General features: G+C 66.9%; 13 protein-coding genes. 6 read left to right on the top strand and 7 right to left on the bottom strand.

The genetic code is table 11. The features are described from left to right. Positions 1-83: 83 nt before the first annotated feature. Complete coding sequence (locus ACQP1O_RS24105; protein ID WP_433560748.1) at positions 84-2,114, bottom strand: ArnT family glycosyltransferase; 2,031 nt, start codon at positions 2,112-2,114, stop codon at positions 84-86. 86 nt (positions 2,115-2,200) lie between these two features. Here ACQP1O_RS24105 and ACQP1O_RS24100 point away from each other — a divergent pair, with 86 nt between their 5' ends. Then, positions 2,201-3,439 carry a serine hydrolase gene (locus tag ACQP1O_RS24100; protein ID WP_433560747.1) on the top strand — a complete coding sequence of 413 codons (1,239 nt, stop codon included), beginning with the start codon at positions 2,201-2,203 and terminating at the stop codon, positions 3,437-3,439. Positions 3,440-3,495: 56 nt separating this feature from the next. On the opposite strand, the gene ACQP1O_RS24095 is transcribed toward ACQP1O_RS24100, so the two are convergent. Together ACQP1O_RS24095 and ACQP1O_RS24090 are read right to left on the bottom strand one after the other, a co-directional pair. Then, positions 3,496-4,167 (bottom strand): TetR/AcrR family transcriptional regulator, encoded by a 672-nt coding sequence (locus ACQP1O_RS24095; protein WP_433560746.1) that lies wholly within the window; start codon positions 4,165-4,167, stop codon positions 3,496-3,498. A 198-nt stretch (positions 4,168-4,365) separates the two neighbouring features. Further along, complete coding sequence (locus ACQP1O_RS24090) at positions 4,366-5,589, bottom strand: oxygenase MpaB family protein (RefSeq protein WP_433560745.1); 1,224 nt, start codon at positions 5,587-5,589, stop codon at positions 4,366-4,368. A 429-nt stretch (positions 5,590-6,018) separates the two neighbouring features. Between ACQP1O_RS24090 and ACQP1O_RS24085 the strand changes: the two genes are divergently transcribed. Together ACQP1O_RS24085 and ACQP1O_RS24080 are read left to right on the top strand one after the other, a co-directional pair. Next, entirely contained in the window at positions 6,019-6,303 is a 285-nt protein-coding gene (locus ACQP1O_RS24085; RefSeq protein ID WP_433560744.1) for a hypothetical protein, read from the top strand. 285 nt (positions 6,304-6,588) lie between these two features. After that, positions 6,589-7,347, top strand: coding sequence for an endonuclease/exonuclease/phosphatase family protein (locus ACQP1O_RS24080; protein ID WP_433560743.1), 759 nt, complete (start codon positions 6,589-6,591; stop codon positions 7,345-7,347). Positions 7,348-7,532: 185 nt separating this feature from the next. Here the strand turns inward: ACQP1O_RS24080 and ACQP1O_RS24075 are convergent, their stop codons facing one another. The 4 genes from ACQP1O_RS24075 to ACQP1O_RS24060 all read right to left on the bottom strand — a co-directional run bounded on the left by ACQP1O_RS24075 (position 7,533) and on the right by ACQP1O_RS24060 (position 12,371). Beyond that, positions 7,533-8,006, bottom strand: coding sequence for a hypothetical protein (locus ACQP1O_RS24075; RefSeq protein ID WP_433560742.1), 474 nt, complete (start codon positions 8,004-8,006; stop codon positions 7,533-7,535). Between the two features lie 169 nt (positions 8,007-8,175). Then, complete coding sequence (locus tag ACQP1O_RS24070) at positions 8,176-9,651, bottom strand: MutS-related protein (RefSeq protein ID WP_433560741.1); 1,476 nt, start codon at positions 9,649-9,651, stop codon at positions 8,176-8,178. Continuing rightward, on the bottom strand, positions 9,642-11,174 hold the full coding sequence (locus ACQP1O_RS24065; RefSeq protein ID WP_433560740.1) for a MutS-related protein: 1,533 nt from the start codon (positions 11,172-11,174) through the stop codon (positions 9,642-9,644). Before ACQP1O_RS24065 ends, ACQP1O_RS24070 begins: the two co-directional genes overlap by 10 nt. A 99-nt stretch (positions 11,175-11,273) precedes the next feature. Further along, positions 11,274-12,371 carry an AraC family transcriptional regulator ligand-binding domain-containing protein gene (locus tag ACQP1O_RS24060; protein ID WP_433567769.1) on the bottom strand — a complete coding sequence of 366 codons (1,098 nt, stop codon included), beginning with the start codon at positions 12,369-12,371 and terminating at the stop codon, positions 11,274-11,276. A gap of 294 nt (positions 12,372-12,665) precedes the next feature. Between ACQP1O_RS24060 and ACQP1O_RS24055 the strand changes: the two genes are divergently transcribed. From ACQP1O_RS24055 to ACQP1O_RS24045, 3 genes are read left to right on the top strand one after another with little or no spacing between them, the layout of a single operon-like run. Continuing rightward, positions 12,666-13,640: a quinone oxidoreductase family protein gene (locus ACQP1O_RS24055; RefSeq protein ID WP_433560739.1), complete on the top strand. Its 975-nt coding sequence runs from the start codon at positions 12,666-12,668 to the stop codon at positions 13,638-13,640. Positions 13,641-13,688: 48 nt separating this feature from the next. After that, positions 13,689-14,582 (top strand): TauD/TfdA dioxygenase family protein, encoded by an 894-nt coding sequence (locus ACQP1O_RS24050; protein ID WP_433560738.1) that lies wholly within the window; start codon positions 13,689-13,691, stop codon positions 14,580-14,582. A 35-nt stretch (positions 14,583-14,617) separates the two neighbouring features. Next, positions 14,618-15,670 (top strand): 3-keto-5-aminohexanoate cleavage protein, encoded by a 1,053-nt coding sequence (locus ACQP1O_RS24045; protein WP_433560737.1) that lies wholly within the window; start codon positions 14,618-14,620, stop codon positions 15,668-15,670. The last annotated feature ends 82 nt before the right edge of the window (positions 15,671-15,752 follow it).

Raw genomic sequence — 15,752 nt, 5'->3', positions numbered from 1 at the left:
TTCCGAGCTGGAAAGACCTCGGCGGCGTCCCCGGATCGCCGGGACTCGGTGGGCCGAGTCGGAATCCGGGGACGCCGTAGGGATCAGTGCGGCTGGACCGTCAGGTCGTAGACCGCCATGTAACCGAAGTGCTGGGTCGCGGTGTAATGGGCGGTCACCCAGTCGAGGACCTCCTTGTTGCCCGTCGGACGCCAGATGCCTTGCTTCGCACCCGATTGCGCCGGCGCGGCGGTGTCAGCGGGCTTCGGATCCACCCGCCAGGAGTCGGGCAGCGGGACCTCGGGAGCCAGGTAGTAGGTGATCTCGTGGTCGCGGACCATGTCCTCGAACTGGGGCAGCGTCGGCACCGGGTCCTCGGAGGTGAAGCCGCCGATGGCGAGGACCGATGTGCGGCTGGCCAATTCGAGCCCGGCCGCGGGCGACGAACGGTCGATGGCGGCCGACCACGTGGTATTGGTCTGCTGCAGCAGCGCGACCAGCTGCGGATCGGTCTGACCGCCGAACAGCGTCTCGAGCTGCTTGCGGAACTGGTCGGCCGGTCCGGCCTTCTTGGGATGGGGCGGGCCGACGGTCGGGCCACCGCCGGTGTGCGATTGCGGCAGGGTCGCGGCCGCATACGCCGTGGAGCCGGTCAGACCCGCGATCACACCGACTACGAGCAGCAACGTGGTCCCGCGGCCACGCAACCGGTCCCAGCGGGCCGCGACCGGCAGCGCCAGCACGAGCAATCCCAGCGCCGTGATCACCGCGACCGCCAGCACCGTCCAGCGCAGCCACGGCTGCCAGTCGGAATTGCGGTGCAGCAGCACGAAACCCCAGATCCCCGCCGCGAGGATCAGCCCGGCGCCACCCACGCGGCCGAACGCCTCGGCCCGTCGCCGCCACACCTCGGACGCGCCGATGGCGAAGCAGCCCGCGATCGCCGGGGCGACGGCGAGGGTGTAGTAGGCGTGCATGCCCGATTTCATGGCCGAGAACAGCACCCCGTCGATGACCAGCCACAGACCGAACACCAGCGCCGCCCCGCGGATCAGATCGGTGCGCGGCCGGCGGCCCCGCGACACCAGCACCAGCACGAACGCGAGCAGCGCAGCCGGCAGCAGCCACGAGATCTCGAAACCGATCTCACCGGTGAACATCCGGTCCGGCCCGTTGCCGAACCCGCCACCGAATCCGCCGCCCTCGAGCGCCTTCGGAATCTGGTAGCCCTCGGGCAGTTCGAAGGGGTTCTTGGCGTTGCCGCCCATGTGGTTCTTGCCCAGGTAGCGGGCGAAACCGTTGTAGCCCAGCACCAGATCCATGAAGGTGTTGTCCTTCGATCCCGCCAGGTAGGGGCGCGAATCGGCGGGCCAGAGAATGGTGAGCAGCACGTACCAGCCGGAGGACACGATCAGGGCGCCCAGCGCCGCCAGCGAGTGCAAGAGCCGGTTGCGCAGCGTGGTCGGCGCGACGATCACATAGGCCAGCCCGAGCGCGGGCAGCACCATGAGGCCCTCGAGCATCTTGGCCAGGAACGCGAATCCCAGTGCGACACCGGTCAGCACGATCCACTTCAGGCTCGCCCGTGGCAGCGCGCGCACGGTGCAGTAGGCCGCGGCGGTCATGAGCAACACCATGACGGCGTCCGGATTGTTGAACCGGAACATCAACGCCACCACGGGCGTCACCGCGAGCACCAGACCCGCCAGCAGGCCCGCGCCGCGGCTGCGGGTGACCCGGGTGACCGCGCCGTACATGAGTGCGACCGCGCCCACCGCCATAATTGCCTGCGGTGCAAGCATGCTCGCGCTGCTGAACCCGAACAGCTGCCCGGACAGGCCCATGACCCACTGCGAGACCGGCGGCTTGTCGACGGTGATGAAGTTGCCCGGATCCAGCGACCCGAACAGCAGCGCCTTCCAGTTCTGCGATCCGGACCAGGCGGCCGCCGCGTAGAAGCCGTTGCCCATCTCGTTGACCGTGATGTTCCACAGGTATGCGACGGCGGTACCGATGAGCAGCAGCGCCAGCGCCGGCCGCTCCCAGCGGCGGGCGGGGGAGAGGCCTTCCGAGGATGTCTCGATTGGCGGGGAGGTCGGTTCGGACGGGGCCAGCTCGGCAGTGGTCACGCTCACCGCGGGAGTGTGTCGCGCCAGCCGGTGAAGACCCTGACTCCTTGCTGGGAGCTTCCTGTGAACCGGGATCTCCCTATGCTGGTCGGATGAGCCCAGGTATGACAGCGCTGGTGCGGATCGACCCGGACCTCGACGCGGTGACCACTTTCGGACCCGAAGCCGACCCCGCCGACGCCGGACTCGCGTCCGGCCATATCGAGGCGATCTGGCGATCCGTGCAGGACTGGTATCGCATGGGGACCACACCTGCCATCCAGGTGTGCCTGCGCCGTCACGGCCACATCGTGCTGAACCGGGCCATCGGTCACGGCTGGGGCAATGCGCCCAAGGATTCGCCCGACGCCGACAAACGCCCGGTGACCCCCGACTCGCCGTTCTGCGGATTCTCCACGGCCAAGGGCGTATCCGCCGCGCTGATGTTCATGCTCATCGAACAGGGCGCCTTCGCGCTCACCGACCCTGTCCGCGACTTCATCCCCGAATTCGCCGGCCACGGCAAGGACCGCATCACCATCGGCGACGTCCTCTCCCATTCCGCGGGCGTCCCGTTCATCACCCCGCCCCACCGCGGCTCCGACCTGGTCCTCGACGAGGAACTCGCCGTCCAGGGCCTGGCCGACCTGGTTCCGAGCTGGCCGCCCAACCGGTTTCGTGTCTATCACGCACTGACCGGCGGATTGATCCAGCGTCTGCTGGTCCAGCGCGCCACCGGCAAAGCCATGCGCGACCATCTGCGCGAACAAATCCTCGAACCACTCGGCTTCCGCTGGACCAATTTCGGCGTCCGTCCCGAGGACGTCGACCAGGTGGTGCCCAGCGTCAAGGTCGGCCCCGGACCCTCCAAACTCTGGCGCCACCTGGCAGGCCGAGCCCTCGGCGGCGGCCTCTCCGGCCCGACCGACCCGGCGGCCGCCCGCGCCTTCCTCACCGCCGAACTCCCCTCCGGCAATCTGGTGACCACCGCGGCCGAACTCTCCCGCTTCTATGAAATCCTCACCCGCGGAGGAGAACTCGACGGAATCCGCATCATGCGCCCCGAAACCCTCGCCGCCGCCATTCATCCCGCCCCCTGGCTGCCCGGCATGGCGGGCCGCGTCTCGGTGGCGGGCTACGAACTGGGCGCCCGCCGCTCGAAGTTCGGCCGCAACACCGAATCCCACTTCGGCCGCAGCGGCCTCACCACCCAGTACGGCTGGTCCGATCGTGCCCGCAACCTGTCGGGCGCAATCCTCACCAGCGGCAAGGCCCAGGCCGACGTCGACCGCCCCTGGCGCCTGGTCGCCCAGATATCCGCGACCATGAATCCCCGCACCGATCGCGGATGACGGTTCCACCACCGTGACAAACCGGACTCCGCAGCACGATCGCCTGTGTTCGGGTGCTATCGCCCGTGCGGCTCGAGCATGGGGACCAGGAATTGGCGGGCGATGGCGGCGAGTTGTTCGTCGTCGTCGAGGTCGACGACCTGGCTCGGAATTGCCAGGAACGAGGCGCAGATTCGGACCATCAACTCGGCGACCAGCTCGACCTGCAGGTCCGGGGGGATGGTGCCGGCCCGCTGTTCCTGGCGGAGTTGATGGGCTACGAATTCTCGGACCATGGCGACCGCTCGTCCGTCGTCACCGACGAGTGAGCTGACGAAGTGGTCGGGTTCGGCGGTGATCAGCCCACCGATGAGGGGGTTGCCGCGCAGCGCGCGCAGGGAGCTCACGAATCCGAGGACGACGCGGTCGCCGACATTCGTCGCTGCCGCGATATCGACGAGGAATGTGTCGAAGTACCGGCGGAATTCACGCAGGATGACGCGTTCGACCAGTTCTTCTTTGGTGGCGAATCGGCGGTAGACGGTGATCCGTGAGATCCCCGCGGTGCGCGCGACGTCTTCCATGGTCGAGCGCTGGATACCCCACCGCCGGAATTGTTTCTCGGCCGCGTCGAGGATGCGGGTGCGCATCCGGTCGGTGTCGTCGACCTGTTCGACGGCCTGCAGGTAGGCGCGTTCGAGCAAGGACTTCCCGGCGGGGAGCTCATTCGCGGGCGGCGCAGATTCCACGGTGTCCTCCTGAAACATCTTGTCCTGCGTCAGTTCTCGGGCTGCGCCGCGATCGCGCTTCGCCTGATGTTCGCGTTGCACACACTCCACATCGTTGTTGATACGCAGTTACGTTAGCTGTTTCATCGGATCCAGCGCGGTACCCCGTGCCGGGCCGAGTGTCGTCCGGACCTCATGCCCCTGGACGAGGACGGCGAATCATCGGTTGGTCAGCGGGATTTCGATGCTCAGGGGCATTCGCAGTTCGGCCACGTACCACAGGGCGAACTGGCGCAGGAACTCGTCGAACATCCAGTAGGGGGCGTCCACCACCGGTGCCACCGACAACACTCCTTCCCGAACGGCGACGAACGGGCCCCACGCCACCTCGAGCAACGGGCTCCAGACCGGTTCCCGAGGAATGTTGAGCCAGTCGGCGACCTTGTCTCCCATGATGAATCGGGTGAACGCGCCCAGAATGCCGCGGCTGAGCAGCGTCAGGTCGAGATCGGCGCCGAGGTTGAGCAATTGGTTGGCCAGGTCGTTGCCCTCCGCGGTCGGCGCCAGGATCGGGTCGAGCTGCTGGCCTGCCTGCGCGTCGGCCTGCTCCCACGTCGCGGGGATGTACTCGTCGCGAATGCCCAGCAGATGCGCGGCCAGCTGCCAACTGTGCAGGTAGCCATCGGATTCGGCGGCCGGGATGGGGACTCTCCACGCGGTGAGGGTCCGCATGATGGTGGTGGCCAAGCTGTGCCAGGTGACCATCATGTCGTCCTGGCTGATCGGCGTGACGCCTGCGGGCCAGTGCGGCGACTGCGGCAGCAGATGCCGGACGGAGGCGTGGATGATCCTGGTTTTCACGCAGGTCACGATCATCTCGCCGCCGTCCCCGTAGGCATTGACCGTGCCGATGTCGTACCCGAATTTCGCGGTCTTGGCGATGCGTTCCTTCAGGTGCGATCCGCCGCGTGAGTAGTACACCGCGAGGGCCTCGTGCGGGATGACCGTGGACATCATGCCGCTGGCGAACGCATACAGTACGCCGAGATACAGACCGCGCTTCTTGTTGAACTCGAAGGAACTGGCCAGCTTGCCCTGGTCGGTCCACGAGGGCAGCTGACGAGCGGATTCGATGAAGTCCGCCAACCCTTTCGGCAGGCCGGCGGGCAAGGGCTGGTCGTTGTAGACCCAGGTCGCCAGCAGCCTGTTGACCTCGGGCACGTCGGCATGGTTGATCACATCCGCCAAGACGGAGTCGGCATCGGGGTCGTACACGGTCAACGGGTCGGCGCCGCCACCGGCGCCGACCACCGAATCGGCGGGCGACCACCTCCAAGGCTCCGCCCTCGCGGTGCGTGCCGTCAGTGCCATCGCACCGACGACGCCCAACAAACCGCCACCTGTCCTCAATGCGTCGCGCCTGCTGAGACGGTGTGCATCCATGCCGATTTCCTGTTCGTGAGTGTGATACACAGACACATTCTCTGTATCTGTGTATCTTGATGAGAGCACACCGTGACGGCTGTCACAACCAGTTGGCACGAATTTCCAGATGAAGGACCGGTCGATGAATCCGTACGTCGTTATCCAGAACCTCCTCAACCACCTGGACCTGGGGTCGGCCGGAAGCGGGGTTCCGGTCGTAATCGCGAGAAGGACAACGAAATTGCCTTGACCAGCGGTGTAGCCGGGTCGGTGTCCGGCTTCCCTTCCGGGGTCTCCGGCGGGGACCCGGCCGAGCAACCGCGCCACGATGTGCTGGTGCCTGGACGCACTGCCGTCCGAACTCGGTTATCGGCGCGAGGAACCGGCCGACCCTCGACGGCTGCGTGTGCGCGTGGAAGTCGCCCCGGCGCATTAGGGTCTGACCGCATGGCAGTCCTCTCCCGCCCCATCGGAAGGCTGGCGATCATACTCGGTGTGGCCGTTGCGATTCCGATGCTCGCGACCCTGGCCTTCGCGGCCATCGGCCACCCCGAATGCGCGACCATCCCGGAAGATGTGGGCCCCTGCGGATACTGGGCCCGCGTGGCGGAATACGGGCCGTTCATCATGCTGTGGGGAACGGTCGTCACCGCAGGCTTCGGGACAGCGGTGTGGCTGGTGGTCGTCGGCGTAGTCTGCCTCTTCGCAGCGCTACGGCCTCGCCGCGAGTAGTACATCCGATACTGCCCGTCCTCGCCTCCCGTCTCGGGATGGCCATCGACATGTGTTGTGGGACTTGTGTGTTTGTCTGTTGTGATGTCGAAGTTGGTTCGGGTCGGTGTCGGCGTGCTCGCGTGGATTGCGACGCTGGCGGGAGTCGCTGGGGTCGCGTTGCACTTCAGTCGATCGGGGTCTCGAGTGTTGGTCTTGGCGGCTTCGGGTGCGCCGTATTTGATGGGTGCCGCGCTCGTCGGGACGGTGGCGTTCGTAGCCATGCGATGGTGGATCAGTGCGGGTGTGGCGGTCGTGGTGGTGGCCGCTGCGGTGTGGACTCAAGCTCCGCTGTACGTCCATCGCTCAGGCGGCGGCGAAGGACCTGCGGTGATGGTGATGCAGGCCAATCTTCTGTTCGACGGAGCGGATCCTGGGGCGGTGGTCGATCAGGTGCGTGCGCGGAACATCGGTGTGCTGACCGTCAACGAACTCACTCCGCCGGCGGTCGAGGGTCTCGGCCGTGCGGGGCTCGACCAAGTGTTGCCGTACCGGTATCTCTCCCCGGGAAGGACCGCGGCCGGGACGGGAATCTGGAGCAGCTATCCGCTGTCGGAGACTGTTGAGTATGACGGGTTCGTGCTGAACCAGCTCTCGGCGACCGCAGACGTTCCAGGCGCTGGACCGGTCACGGTGTACGCCTTCCATCCGGTACCACCGGTGTTCGGCGCCCAGGTGTGGGCCGACGAGTTGTCCCGTTTGCGCGAGATTCTCGAGCGGTCGCCATCGGATCGGCCGGTGATCGTCGGTGGTGACTTCAACGCGACCTACGACCATTGGCAGTACCGCGTGATGCTGTCAGGACGTTTCGCCGATGCCGCCGGACAGGCCGGTGCCGGGCATCTGGTCACCTATCCCACCGACAAACGGTGGCCGCCCCTGGTCGGTATCGACCACATCCTCATCGCCGAGGGGCGAACGGTCACGGTGGAGACAGTGGACCTACCGGGCTCAGACCACCGCGCCCTGGTAGCGCAGATCCGTCTGAACCGTGGAAGGCAGTAGGAGCCAGGTGTCACACCCACGAACAACCGTTGCTCCTGGATGCGGTGTGACCGACCAGTAGCTGCACGAACTCCGTTGCTCTCTGCGCCGTTGTTACTACAACCGCTGGTCACCGCTGCGTTCAGATCGTTGTTCCGCGTTCGCGAAACGACCATCCGCCGAACGCGGAGCGCGCGGGCGTTCGGCTACGCCGCGGCGTTCGCGAGCTGCCGATAGAGCCGCGCCAGCTTCGCGGCGTTCTTGCGGTCGAATCCGATCCCCTCGTCGATCTCGCGGGACAGGAGCTCGAGCCAGTCCGCGATCGCCGCGTGCTGTGCGGGGTGGAGGCCGCGCAGGGTGGTCTCGTCGTCGCGTCGCGCACTGCCGAGAAAGCTGCTGAGATGGATCCAGAGCTCGAAATCGTACGGTTGGATCAGCATCAGCTTCAGCACCGCCGGGAGGTAGTACTCGACGGCCTGCGCGGTCATGTACGTGAAGTCTTCCATGTGCAGGCCGGGCAGAAAGCTCGAGCGGTCGATGTCCGCCCGCGAGCGGCCGTGAAAGTGCGCGATGACGTACGGCGCGTCGATGCTCGGCGGTGCAAGTTCGTCCTCGGTGAGCGGCAGCGAGCCCGCGAACACCTGATCGATTCGGTGCGTGACCTCATCGCGAGTCCCCATGGCTGCCACAACCTATCTCACCATGGCGTTCGCTGCTCCACGTGGGCGCGCCCGGAGGCATCGGGGCCCCGAAGCAGCGGCCCCGTCTCGCTGGCAGAACGCTCGGGAATCGCCATTCAGGTTCGGACACAACCGTTTCGGGTCGGACCGATTTCGGCTCGGACGCCGTTCAGCGGTCGGCCGGGGTTCGATCGAAGATCCAGCGGAAGACGTCGTCGGCGTGGCTGGTGGGTTCCGGGGGCGCCGGTGTGAAGGAGAAGGTCCGGGTGCCGTCCGAGCGGTGGCCGGCGCGGAGGAAGAGATCGGTCGGGTGGGCGGATCGGTAACGGCGGTGGGCGAATTCGTAGAGGTGGGTGACGAAGGCGACCGAGACGCCGGTTTCGAGGAGTGCGTCGACGAGCGGGGCGGCGATGCGGGTGGCGTCGTGTTCGCTGGTGGAGGAGAACGACTCGTTGCACAGCAGGAGGGAGTTCGGGGTGATGCGGTCGATGATGCGGCTCATGCGGGCCAGCTCGTCGACCAGCTTGCCGTGGGACAGGCTGCGGTCCTCGTCGGTGACGAAGTGGGTGAAGACGCCGTCGCGTATGTCGGCTTCGAATGTGTCTGCGACGACGTACATTCCGGCCTGCATCATCAGCTGGGCGGTGCCGATGCTGCGCAGCAGGGTGGATTTGCCGCCGCTGTTGGCGCCGGTGATGACGATCAGGGTGCGACCCGTGGCGTCGATGTCGTTGCCGACCACCGGGTGGCCGGAGGTCAGGCACAGCGTGACGTCGTGCAGTCCGGTGCAACGCAGGCGCGGCGTACCGGCGGGGTGCGGGGTCGGTAAGCACACCGCCAGCCCGGCATTGCGGAAGCGGTCGTGTAGTGCGAGACAGCCGATGTAGAAGGCGAGTTCGGTGCTCAGTCGCCGGAAGAAGTCCTGCATGTGGACGACCGCGTCATCGACGACATCGGCGATCACGGATACGGCCCGGTCGCGCAGCTGCATGACCGGGTCGAATTCGGGGTCGGGTTCGTCGATGACGCGAAAAGCGTGGCGGCTCGTGCGATCGAATCCGAAGCGGCGACGGCGGAGCGGCTCGTGCAGCACGATGCCCGCGATCCGGTTGCCCGCGCCGAGCCCGGCGCTGATGTGCAGGCCGCGGTCGAAATCCAGTGCCGCCAGCTGTGTTTCGACACTGTCGAGATATCGGTCGTCGAGCTCGGCCGCGATGACGGCCATCAGATGGGTGAGTCCGGGTGCTCGGAACCGGTGGCCGTCCCGATCGCAGAGGGCGCGCAATTGCCGGAGGAACGTGATCAGCTCGGTCAGGGGTTCCAGCGCGAGCAGCAGTTTCCCACTGGCGCGGTGCAATGGGCCGGCCTTGCGGCGCCTGACTTCGCTTGCCCGGGACGCGATCCGGTAGAGCTCGCGCACCGGGATCGGATGAGTCCGGCAGTCGGCGAGCACGGCGTGCCGATAGCGGATCACCTCCGGATCGGTCACCGGTGCCGCCAGTCCCGCCCGCACGGCATCACGGATGACGGGATCGTCGGAGGCCGCAGCACACAGCGACTCGAGACCGAGATCGTCGAAGGTGTTGTCCCCGTTGCCTGCTGGCCGAGGATCGTAGTCGGCAGGATGGAGAAGGTTCACCTGCATGCGGCGATCCTGACGGTCACGAGGTCATAGGTCAGCCCGAAGCGCTCGGCGAGTGCCACGGCGTGGGCATGGCCGTCGGCCGGTCTGCGCTCGATGCGGAACGTGCGCCGGGATGGATCGCCGGGGTCGGTGGCGGCCACCATGCTGACCGTGGCCGGTCCGGATCGGGCCAGTTCGTCGAAGAAGGTGACCCACACGGCCATCGCACCGCGCTCGACGATCCGATCGAGCACATCGCCGCCGATCCGCACGGCATCGGCGGTACTGGTCGCGCTGAAACTCTCATTGAGGATGATCACGCTGTCCGCGGTCGCCTCCTCGAGTGTGTCACGGATGCGCAGCAGCTCCTCGGCGAGGCGCCCGTCGGGATCGGTTGCCTGCTCGGCACGTTCGAAATGTGTGAACAGCCGGTCCGCCAACGGCAGGCGCGCACTGCGGGCCGGGACCGGACAGCCGAGACCGGCGAAATAGATCAGCTGGCCGACCGTGCGTGCGAGGGTCGTCTTTCCGCCCTGGTTGGGACCGGTCACCACCAGCACTCGTTCCGGACCCGACAGCCGCAGATCGTTGCACACCACCTCGGTGCCGGCGCGCCCGCGACGGGTGACCAGTGCGAGGTCGAACGCGCCTTCGGCGTGGATCTCCGCGCCCCGGGTTGCCAACTGTGGCAGGCACATCGCCCGGGCCGTTCCACTGACCCGGCGAACGAAGGCCAGATACGTCAGATAGAACTGGATCTCCCGATCGAACGCCATCACCGCGGCGTCGGCGAACTGCCCGTGGTCGCGGGCGAATTCGGCAAGGTGCTCGAAGACCCGAGGGTGTAAAGCGGCGACACGATCGAGGATCTGCTCCTCCATGTGATTGATCTCGTCCCACTCCGAGCGCGGCCGCCCCGGCCGCGGCGCACCGACACCGAAGCGCGAGAACAACTTCGCGATCGCCGCACTGTAATCCGCCTCAGCGCCGACGGGGCTCACCTCGAGGGTGCGGTCGAGGATCCGCACGCTGTAGCGCACCGAGCTCAACGCCTGCTGCGCCTGGTGTACGGCCGTGGCCAGACGCTCGAAGTCGGGCCCGGCGACGTAGTCGGTGACGAACTCCCGCCAGCGGGTCAGCGCACCAGCGGACAGGGGGAGAGCGGCCAGCGCCTCGGTGAACCGCGTTACCGCTGCGGCGTATTCGGCAGCAGCGCCGAGCTGCCACCACTGACGTTGATGCGGATGATGCAGGCGTTCCTGCCAATCCAGCCGTTCACGAGTGCGGCGCAAACCGGCGGCGAACGCGTCGAACACTTCGCGCACCGAATCATCCGCGAGATCGGCGAAGATCTCCTGGCGGTACCGCACCGTAGCCGGGTCCCGGACGGGCTCGGAAAACCAGGCCCGCAGCCGGTATTCATCGGCCCCGACGACGACGGCGATGATCCGATCGATATGGAGGTCGGTCACCGCGCCCGAATCCACGATCAGGCGGTCACCCGATGCCACCGAGTCCGGCCACAGCATGCTGACGCCCGGCATACTCCCCACCTCCAAAGGTATTCCCGCCCTCGGCACGACAGCAGGCGAGCCTCGGACGGACCTATTGCACGGTAGAGAAATACCTTACCGGCCGTCAAGCTATCTGTCGGGTTCCGGTTCCGGCGCGGCATTCGGCGCAGGTCGATGACGGTGACCGTCCTGGTCCTGATGGGTGTCATGGACTTTCGGGCGCAACGTCGGCTTGCCCTGGGCACGCCAGGTTCTCGGGCTGCAGCCGTGGCGTTTCGTGAACCAGCGGGAGAAGTTGCTGGAGGAGGAGAAGGCCAGCATCTCGGCGATCTCGGTCAGGGAATGGCGGCGATTCGTGACCAGGTGCTGGGCCAGTTCGGCGCGGGTGGAATCCAGTAGGGCGGTGAAGGTTTCGCCTTCCGCCGCGAGGTGCCGGTGGATGGTGCGGCGGTCGACGCCGAGGCTGCGAGCGATCTGTTCGACCGAACAGCGGCCGGTCGGCAGCAGGAGTTCGATCAATTCCCTTACGCGGTCGATGGTGGTGGCGGTGGCGGTGAGGTCGGTGGAGCCGAGGAACTGCTGGGCATAGGTGCGCAGCAGCGGGTCCGACATGGCGTTGGGCGCATCGAGTTCGGTTGTGTAGATGATGATTCCGTTGAAGTCCTGACCGAAGGTGATGTTCGGCCCGAGCATGCGGTGATGGGTGCTGCGGTCGGACGGCGCGGCGTGGGCGAATCGGGTCTCCACCGGCTGCCAGCTGCTGCCGAGGAATCCGCGCAGCAGGCCGTGCAGCACTCCGACGGCGAGTTCGATGGCCTGCCGGGTTTCGCCGGGCTGCCCGATATCGAGCCCGAGCCGGATGGTGGCGAGACCGTTGCGTTCGGTGAGGCGGGTGTGCAGCGCCTCGTTGTACATGTGCTCGTGCCGGGACATGACCCGCAGCGCGCTGCGCACATCCGGTTCCTCACGGATGACCAGGCTCAATGGGCCGAGGTGCGCGAAGCGTCGTCGCTCGGCCAGGCGTAGCCCGAAGTCCTCGCACTGCGCGGCGGCGGCGGAGCGTTCGAGCAGATCGGCGATGGTGGCGGCCGGCACCCAACGGTCCTGCAGGGTCAGGCTCGCCGGATCGAGCCCGGATTCACGCACCAGGCGAACCGGATCGAGACCGACGGATCGGCCCAGCTCCACGTAGTTGTTCAACGCGGCATAGCGGGCGAGCGGCTTCACCACGCATCCTCCCGTGTCCCGAACTGAATAAATTCTTGTCTCGCAAGGATAAGCAGATGACTGTGATCCGCCTTACTCTGGGTTCATCACAACGAGTTGACCAGCGGAAAGCAAGAAGCCACGGTCGGTGAGCGCATCCGGCACGGATTCTGCGCAGGTCTCTCGTTCTCGATAGCCCGGGCCTCCGAGCGTCCCCGCAGCCGCGGGCACGCGACGGGTCGGTGCTGGGTACCCCTGTCGGACCAGAACGCCGATCGCCGCCCCGGCGCGGTCGCGTCCAAAAGGAGATGCACTGTGGCACAAGCTGTTCGCTTCTACGAAACCGGCGGACCCGAGGTATTGCGTTGGGAGACAGCCGAAGTCGGTGAGCCCGGACCGGGCGAGGTCCGGATTCGGCACGAAGCGGTCGGCTTGAACTTCGCCGACACCTACTTCCGCACCGGCCTCTACCCGGCGGCGCTGCCGGCCGGCATGGGCGTCGAGGCGGCGGGTGTGATCGAGGCGGTCGGCCCGGACATCACCGATTTCCGGGCGGGTGACCGCGTGACCTACACCGGCAGCCCACTCGGCGCCTACAGCACCGAACGAGTGATGCCCGCCGAGCACCTGATCCGGTTGCCGGAGGAGATCCCGTTCGAGACCGCCGCCTCCATGACCATGCGCGGGCTCACCACCGCATACCTGCTGCGGCGCATTCACCCGCTGCGGGCCGGGGACACCGTGCTGCTGCATGCCGCCGCCGGTGGTGTCGGGTCGCTGTTCACCCAGTGGGCGAAGTTGTTGGGCGTCACCGTGATCGGGACGGTGTCCAGTGAGGAGAAGGCCGCGATCGCCCGTGCGAACGGTTGCGATCACGTCGTGCTCTACACCCGCGAGAACGTCGCCGAACGCGTCCGGGAGATCACCGACGGCAAGGGCGTGCCCGTGGTCTACGACAGCATCGGAAAGACCACCTATCAGTCGTCTCTGGATTCCTTGGCGCGGCGCGGCCTGCTGGTCTGCTTCGGCACCGCCTCGGGCCCGGTCCCCCCGATCGACGCCATGCAATTGGCGGTGAAGGGTTCGCTGTTCGTGACGCGCCCCGCGCTCGCCGACTACATCGCCGACCCCGCCGAACGAGCCGAACTCGCGGGTGAGCTCTTCTCCCATGTCGCCGCGGGCCGCATTCGTGTCGACATCAACCAGCGCTACGTGCTGCCCGACGCGGAGCAGGCGCATCGCGACCTGGAGTCCGGTCGCAGCGTCGGCACCTCGGTCTTCGTGCTCTGAAACTCCGGCCGCCCGTTACCGCGGGCTCACACCCCTTGGAGGACTGTCATGACAACCCTTACCCCACTGGAGGATTCGACAGTGCGCTGGTCGATCGGCGTGACGCCGCTGACCTGCACCATCGGTGCCGAGCTGTCCGGCGTCGACCTGGCCGCGGCCGCACACGACGACGACCTTTTCGCCGAATTGCGCGCCCTGCTGCTCGAATACAAGGTGCTGTTCGTCCGCGATCAGGACATCAGCCGCGCCGACCACGTCGCGCTCGCCCGTCGCTTCGGCGAACTGGAGGACCATCCGGTCGCCGGCAGCGACCCGGACCACCCGGGCCTGGTGCGCATCTACAAGGATCTGGACAGCGCGCCGGAACACTACGAGAACGCCTACCACTGCGATGCCACCTGGCGAGAGCACCCGCCGATGGGTTCGATACTGCGCTGTGTGGAGGCGCCGCCCGTCGGTGGCGACACCATCTGGGTGAATATGGCCGAGGCGTATCGGCGCCTGCCCGACGAGGTGAAGAACCGTATCCGGGGCCTGCGCGCCCGGCACAGCATCGAGGCCAGCTTCGGCGCCGCCATGCCGCGGGAGCAGCGTCACGAACTGGCGCAACGCTTTCCGGACGCCGAGCACCCGGTGGTGCGCACGCACCCGGAGACCGGCGAGCAGATCCTGTTCGTCAACTCCTTCACCACACACCTGGTCAACTACCACACCCCCGAGAACGTGCGCTTCGGCTTCGATTACGCGCCGGGCGCGGCGGAGTTGCTGCACTACCTGATGCGGCAGGCCGCGGTCCCCGAATTCCAGGTGCGCTGGCGGTGGACCCCGAACAGCTTCGCCATCTGGGACAACCGGTGCACCCAGCATTACGCGGTCCAGGACTACTGGCCCGCGGTCCGCAAGATGGAGCGCGCCGGGATCATCGGCGACCTCCCGTACTGACATCCCTTCCAGCCCAATCACATTGGAGTAGATCCATGCATTTCCACGACGATGCGCTGTTCCCGGAGGTCCAGGAGAAGCTGGTCATCACCGTCGCCCCCTACGGTCCGGAGTGGGAGCCCGACGACTTCCGCGAAGACCTGCCGCTGACAATGGACGAGCACGTCCAGCAGGCGGTCGACTGCTACAACGCGGGCGCTACGGTCCTGCACATCCACGTGCGGGAACTCGACGGCAAGGGCTCCAAGCGGCTCTCGAAGTTCAACGAGCTGCTGGGCCGGCTGCGGGAGGCGGTGCCGGACATGATCCTGCAGGTCGGCGGCTCCATCTCGTTCGCGCCCGAAGGTGATGGCGCCGACGCCAAATGGCTCTCCGACGACGCGCGCCACATGCTCGCGGCGCTGGATCCCAAGCCCGATCAGGTCACCATCGCCATCAACACCAATCAGATGAACATCGTCGAGCTGATGACCGACGACGACATCGCGGGCACCTCGTTCACCCGCCCGGAGGTGTACGAGGCCTACCGCGAGATGCACGTCCCGGCGGGACCGGGCTGGGTGGAGGAGCACCTGAAGCGATTGCAGGCGGCCGGAATTCAACCGCACTTCCAGCTCGCGAACATCGCACAGCTCGAGACGGTGGAACGGCTGATCCGCCGCGGCGTCTACACCGGCCCGCTCATGGTGACCTGGGTCGGCATCGGCGGCGGCTTCGACGGACCCAACCCCTACAACATGATGGAGTTCATCCGCCGGGTCCCCGACGGCGCGGTGCTGACCCTCGAGACGCTCATGCGCAGCGTGCTGCCGGTCAACACCATGGCCATCGCGATGGGCCTGCACGCGCGCTGCGGCAACGAGGACACCCTCTGGGGTCGCAAGGGCCAGAAGATGACCTCCGTGCAGCAGGTCGAGCAGCTGGTGCGTATCGCCGGTGAGCTGGGTCGCGAGGTCGCCACCGGCAAGGAGGCGCGCGAGATCTACAAGCTCGACGAGCGCTACGCCGACGCGGACGAGACCCTCGCCAAGCTCGGGTTCGCGCCCAACCGCAAGCCGGGCCAGGTCGGCTTCACCCACCACGCCTGACCAGCTCGCACTCGGGCAGCATCTCGGGTCACTGATCAGGCAGGGCCCGATTTCCGGGGGCACGCGGCCGGCGGTCGTGTGC

The sequence above is a fragment of the Nocardia sp. CA-151230 genome, assembly GCF_050942175.1.
Taxonomy (GTDB): Bacteria; Actinomycetota; Actinomycetes; order Mycobacteriales; family Mycobacteriaceae; genus Nocardia.
This window is presented reverse-complemented; position numbering and strand designations above follow the sequence as displayed.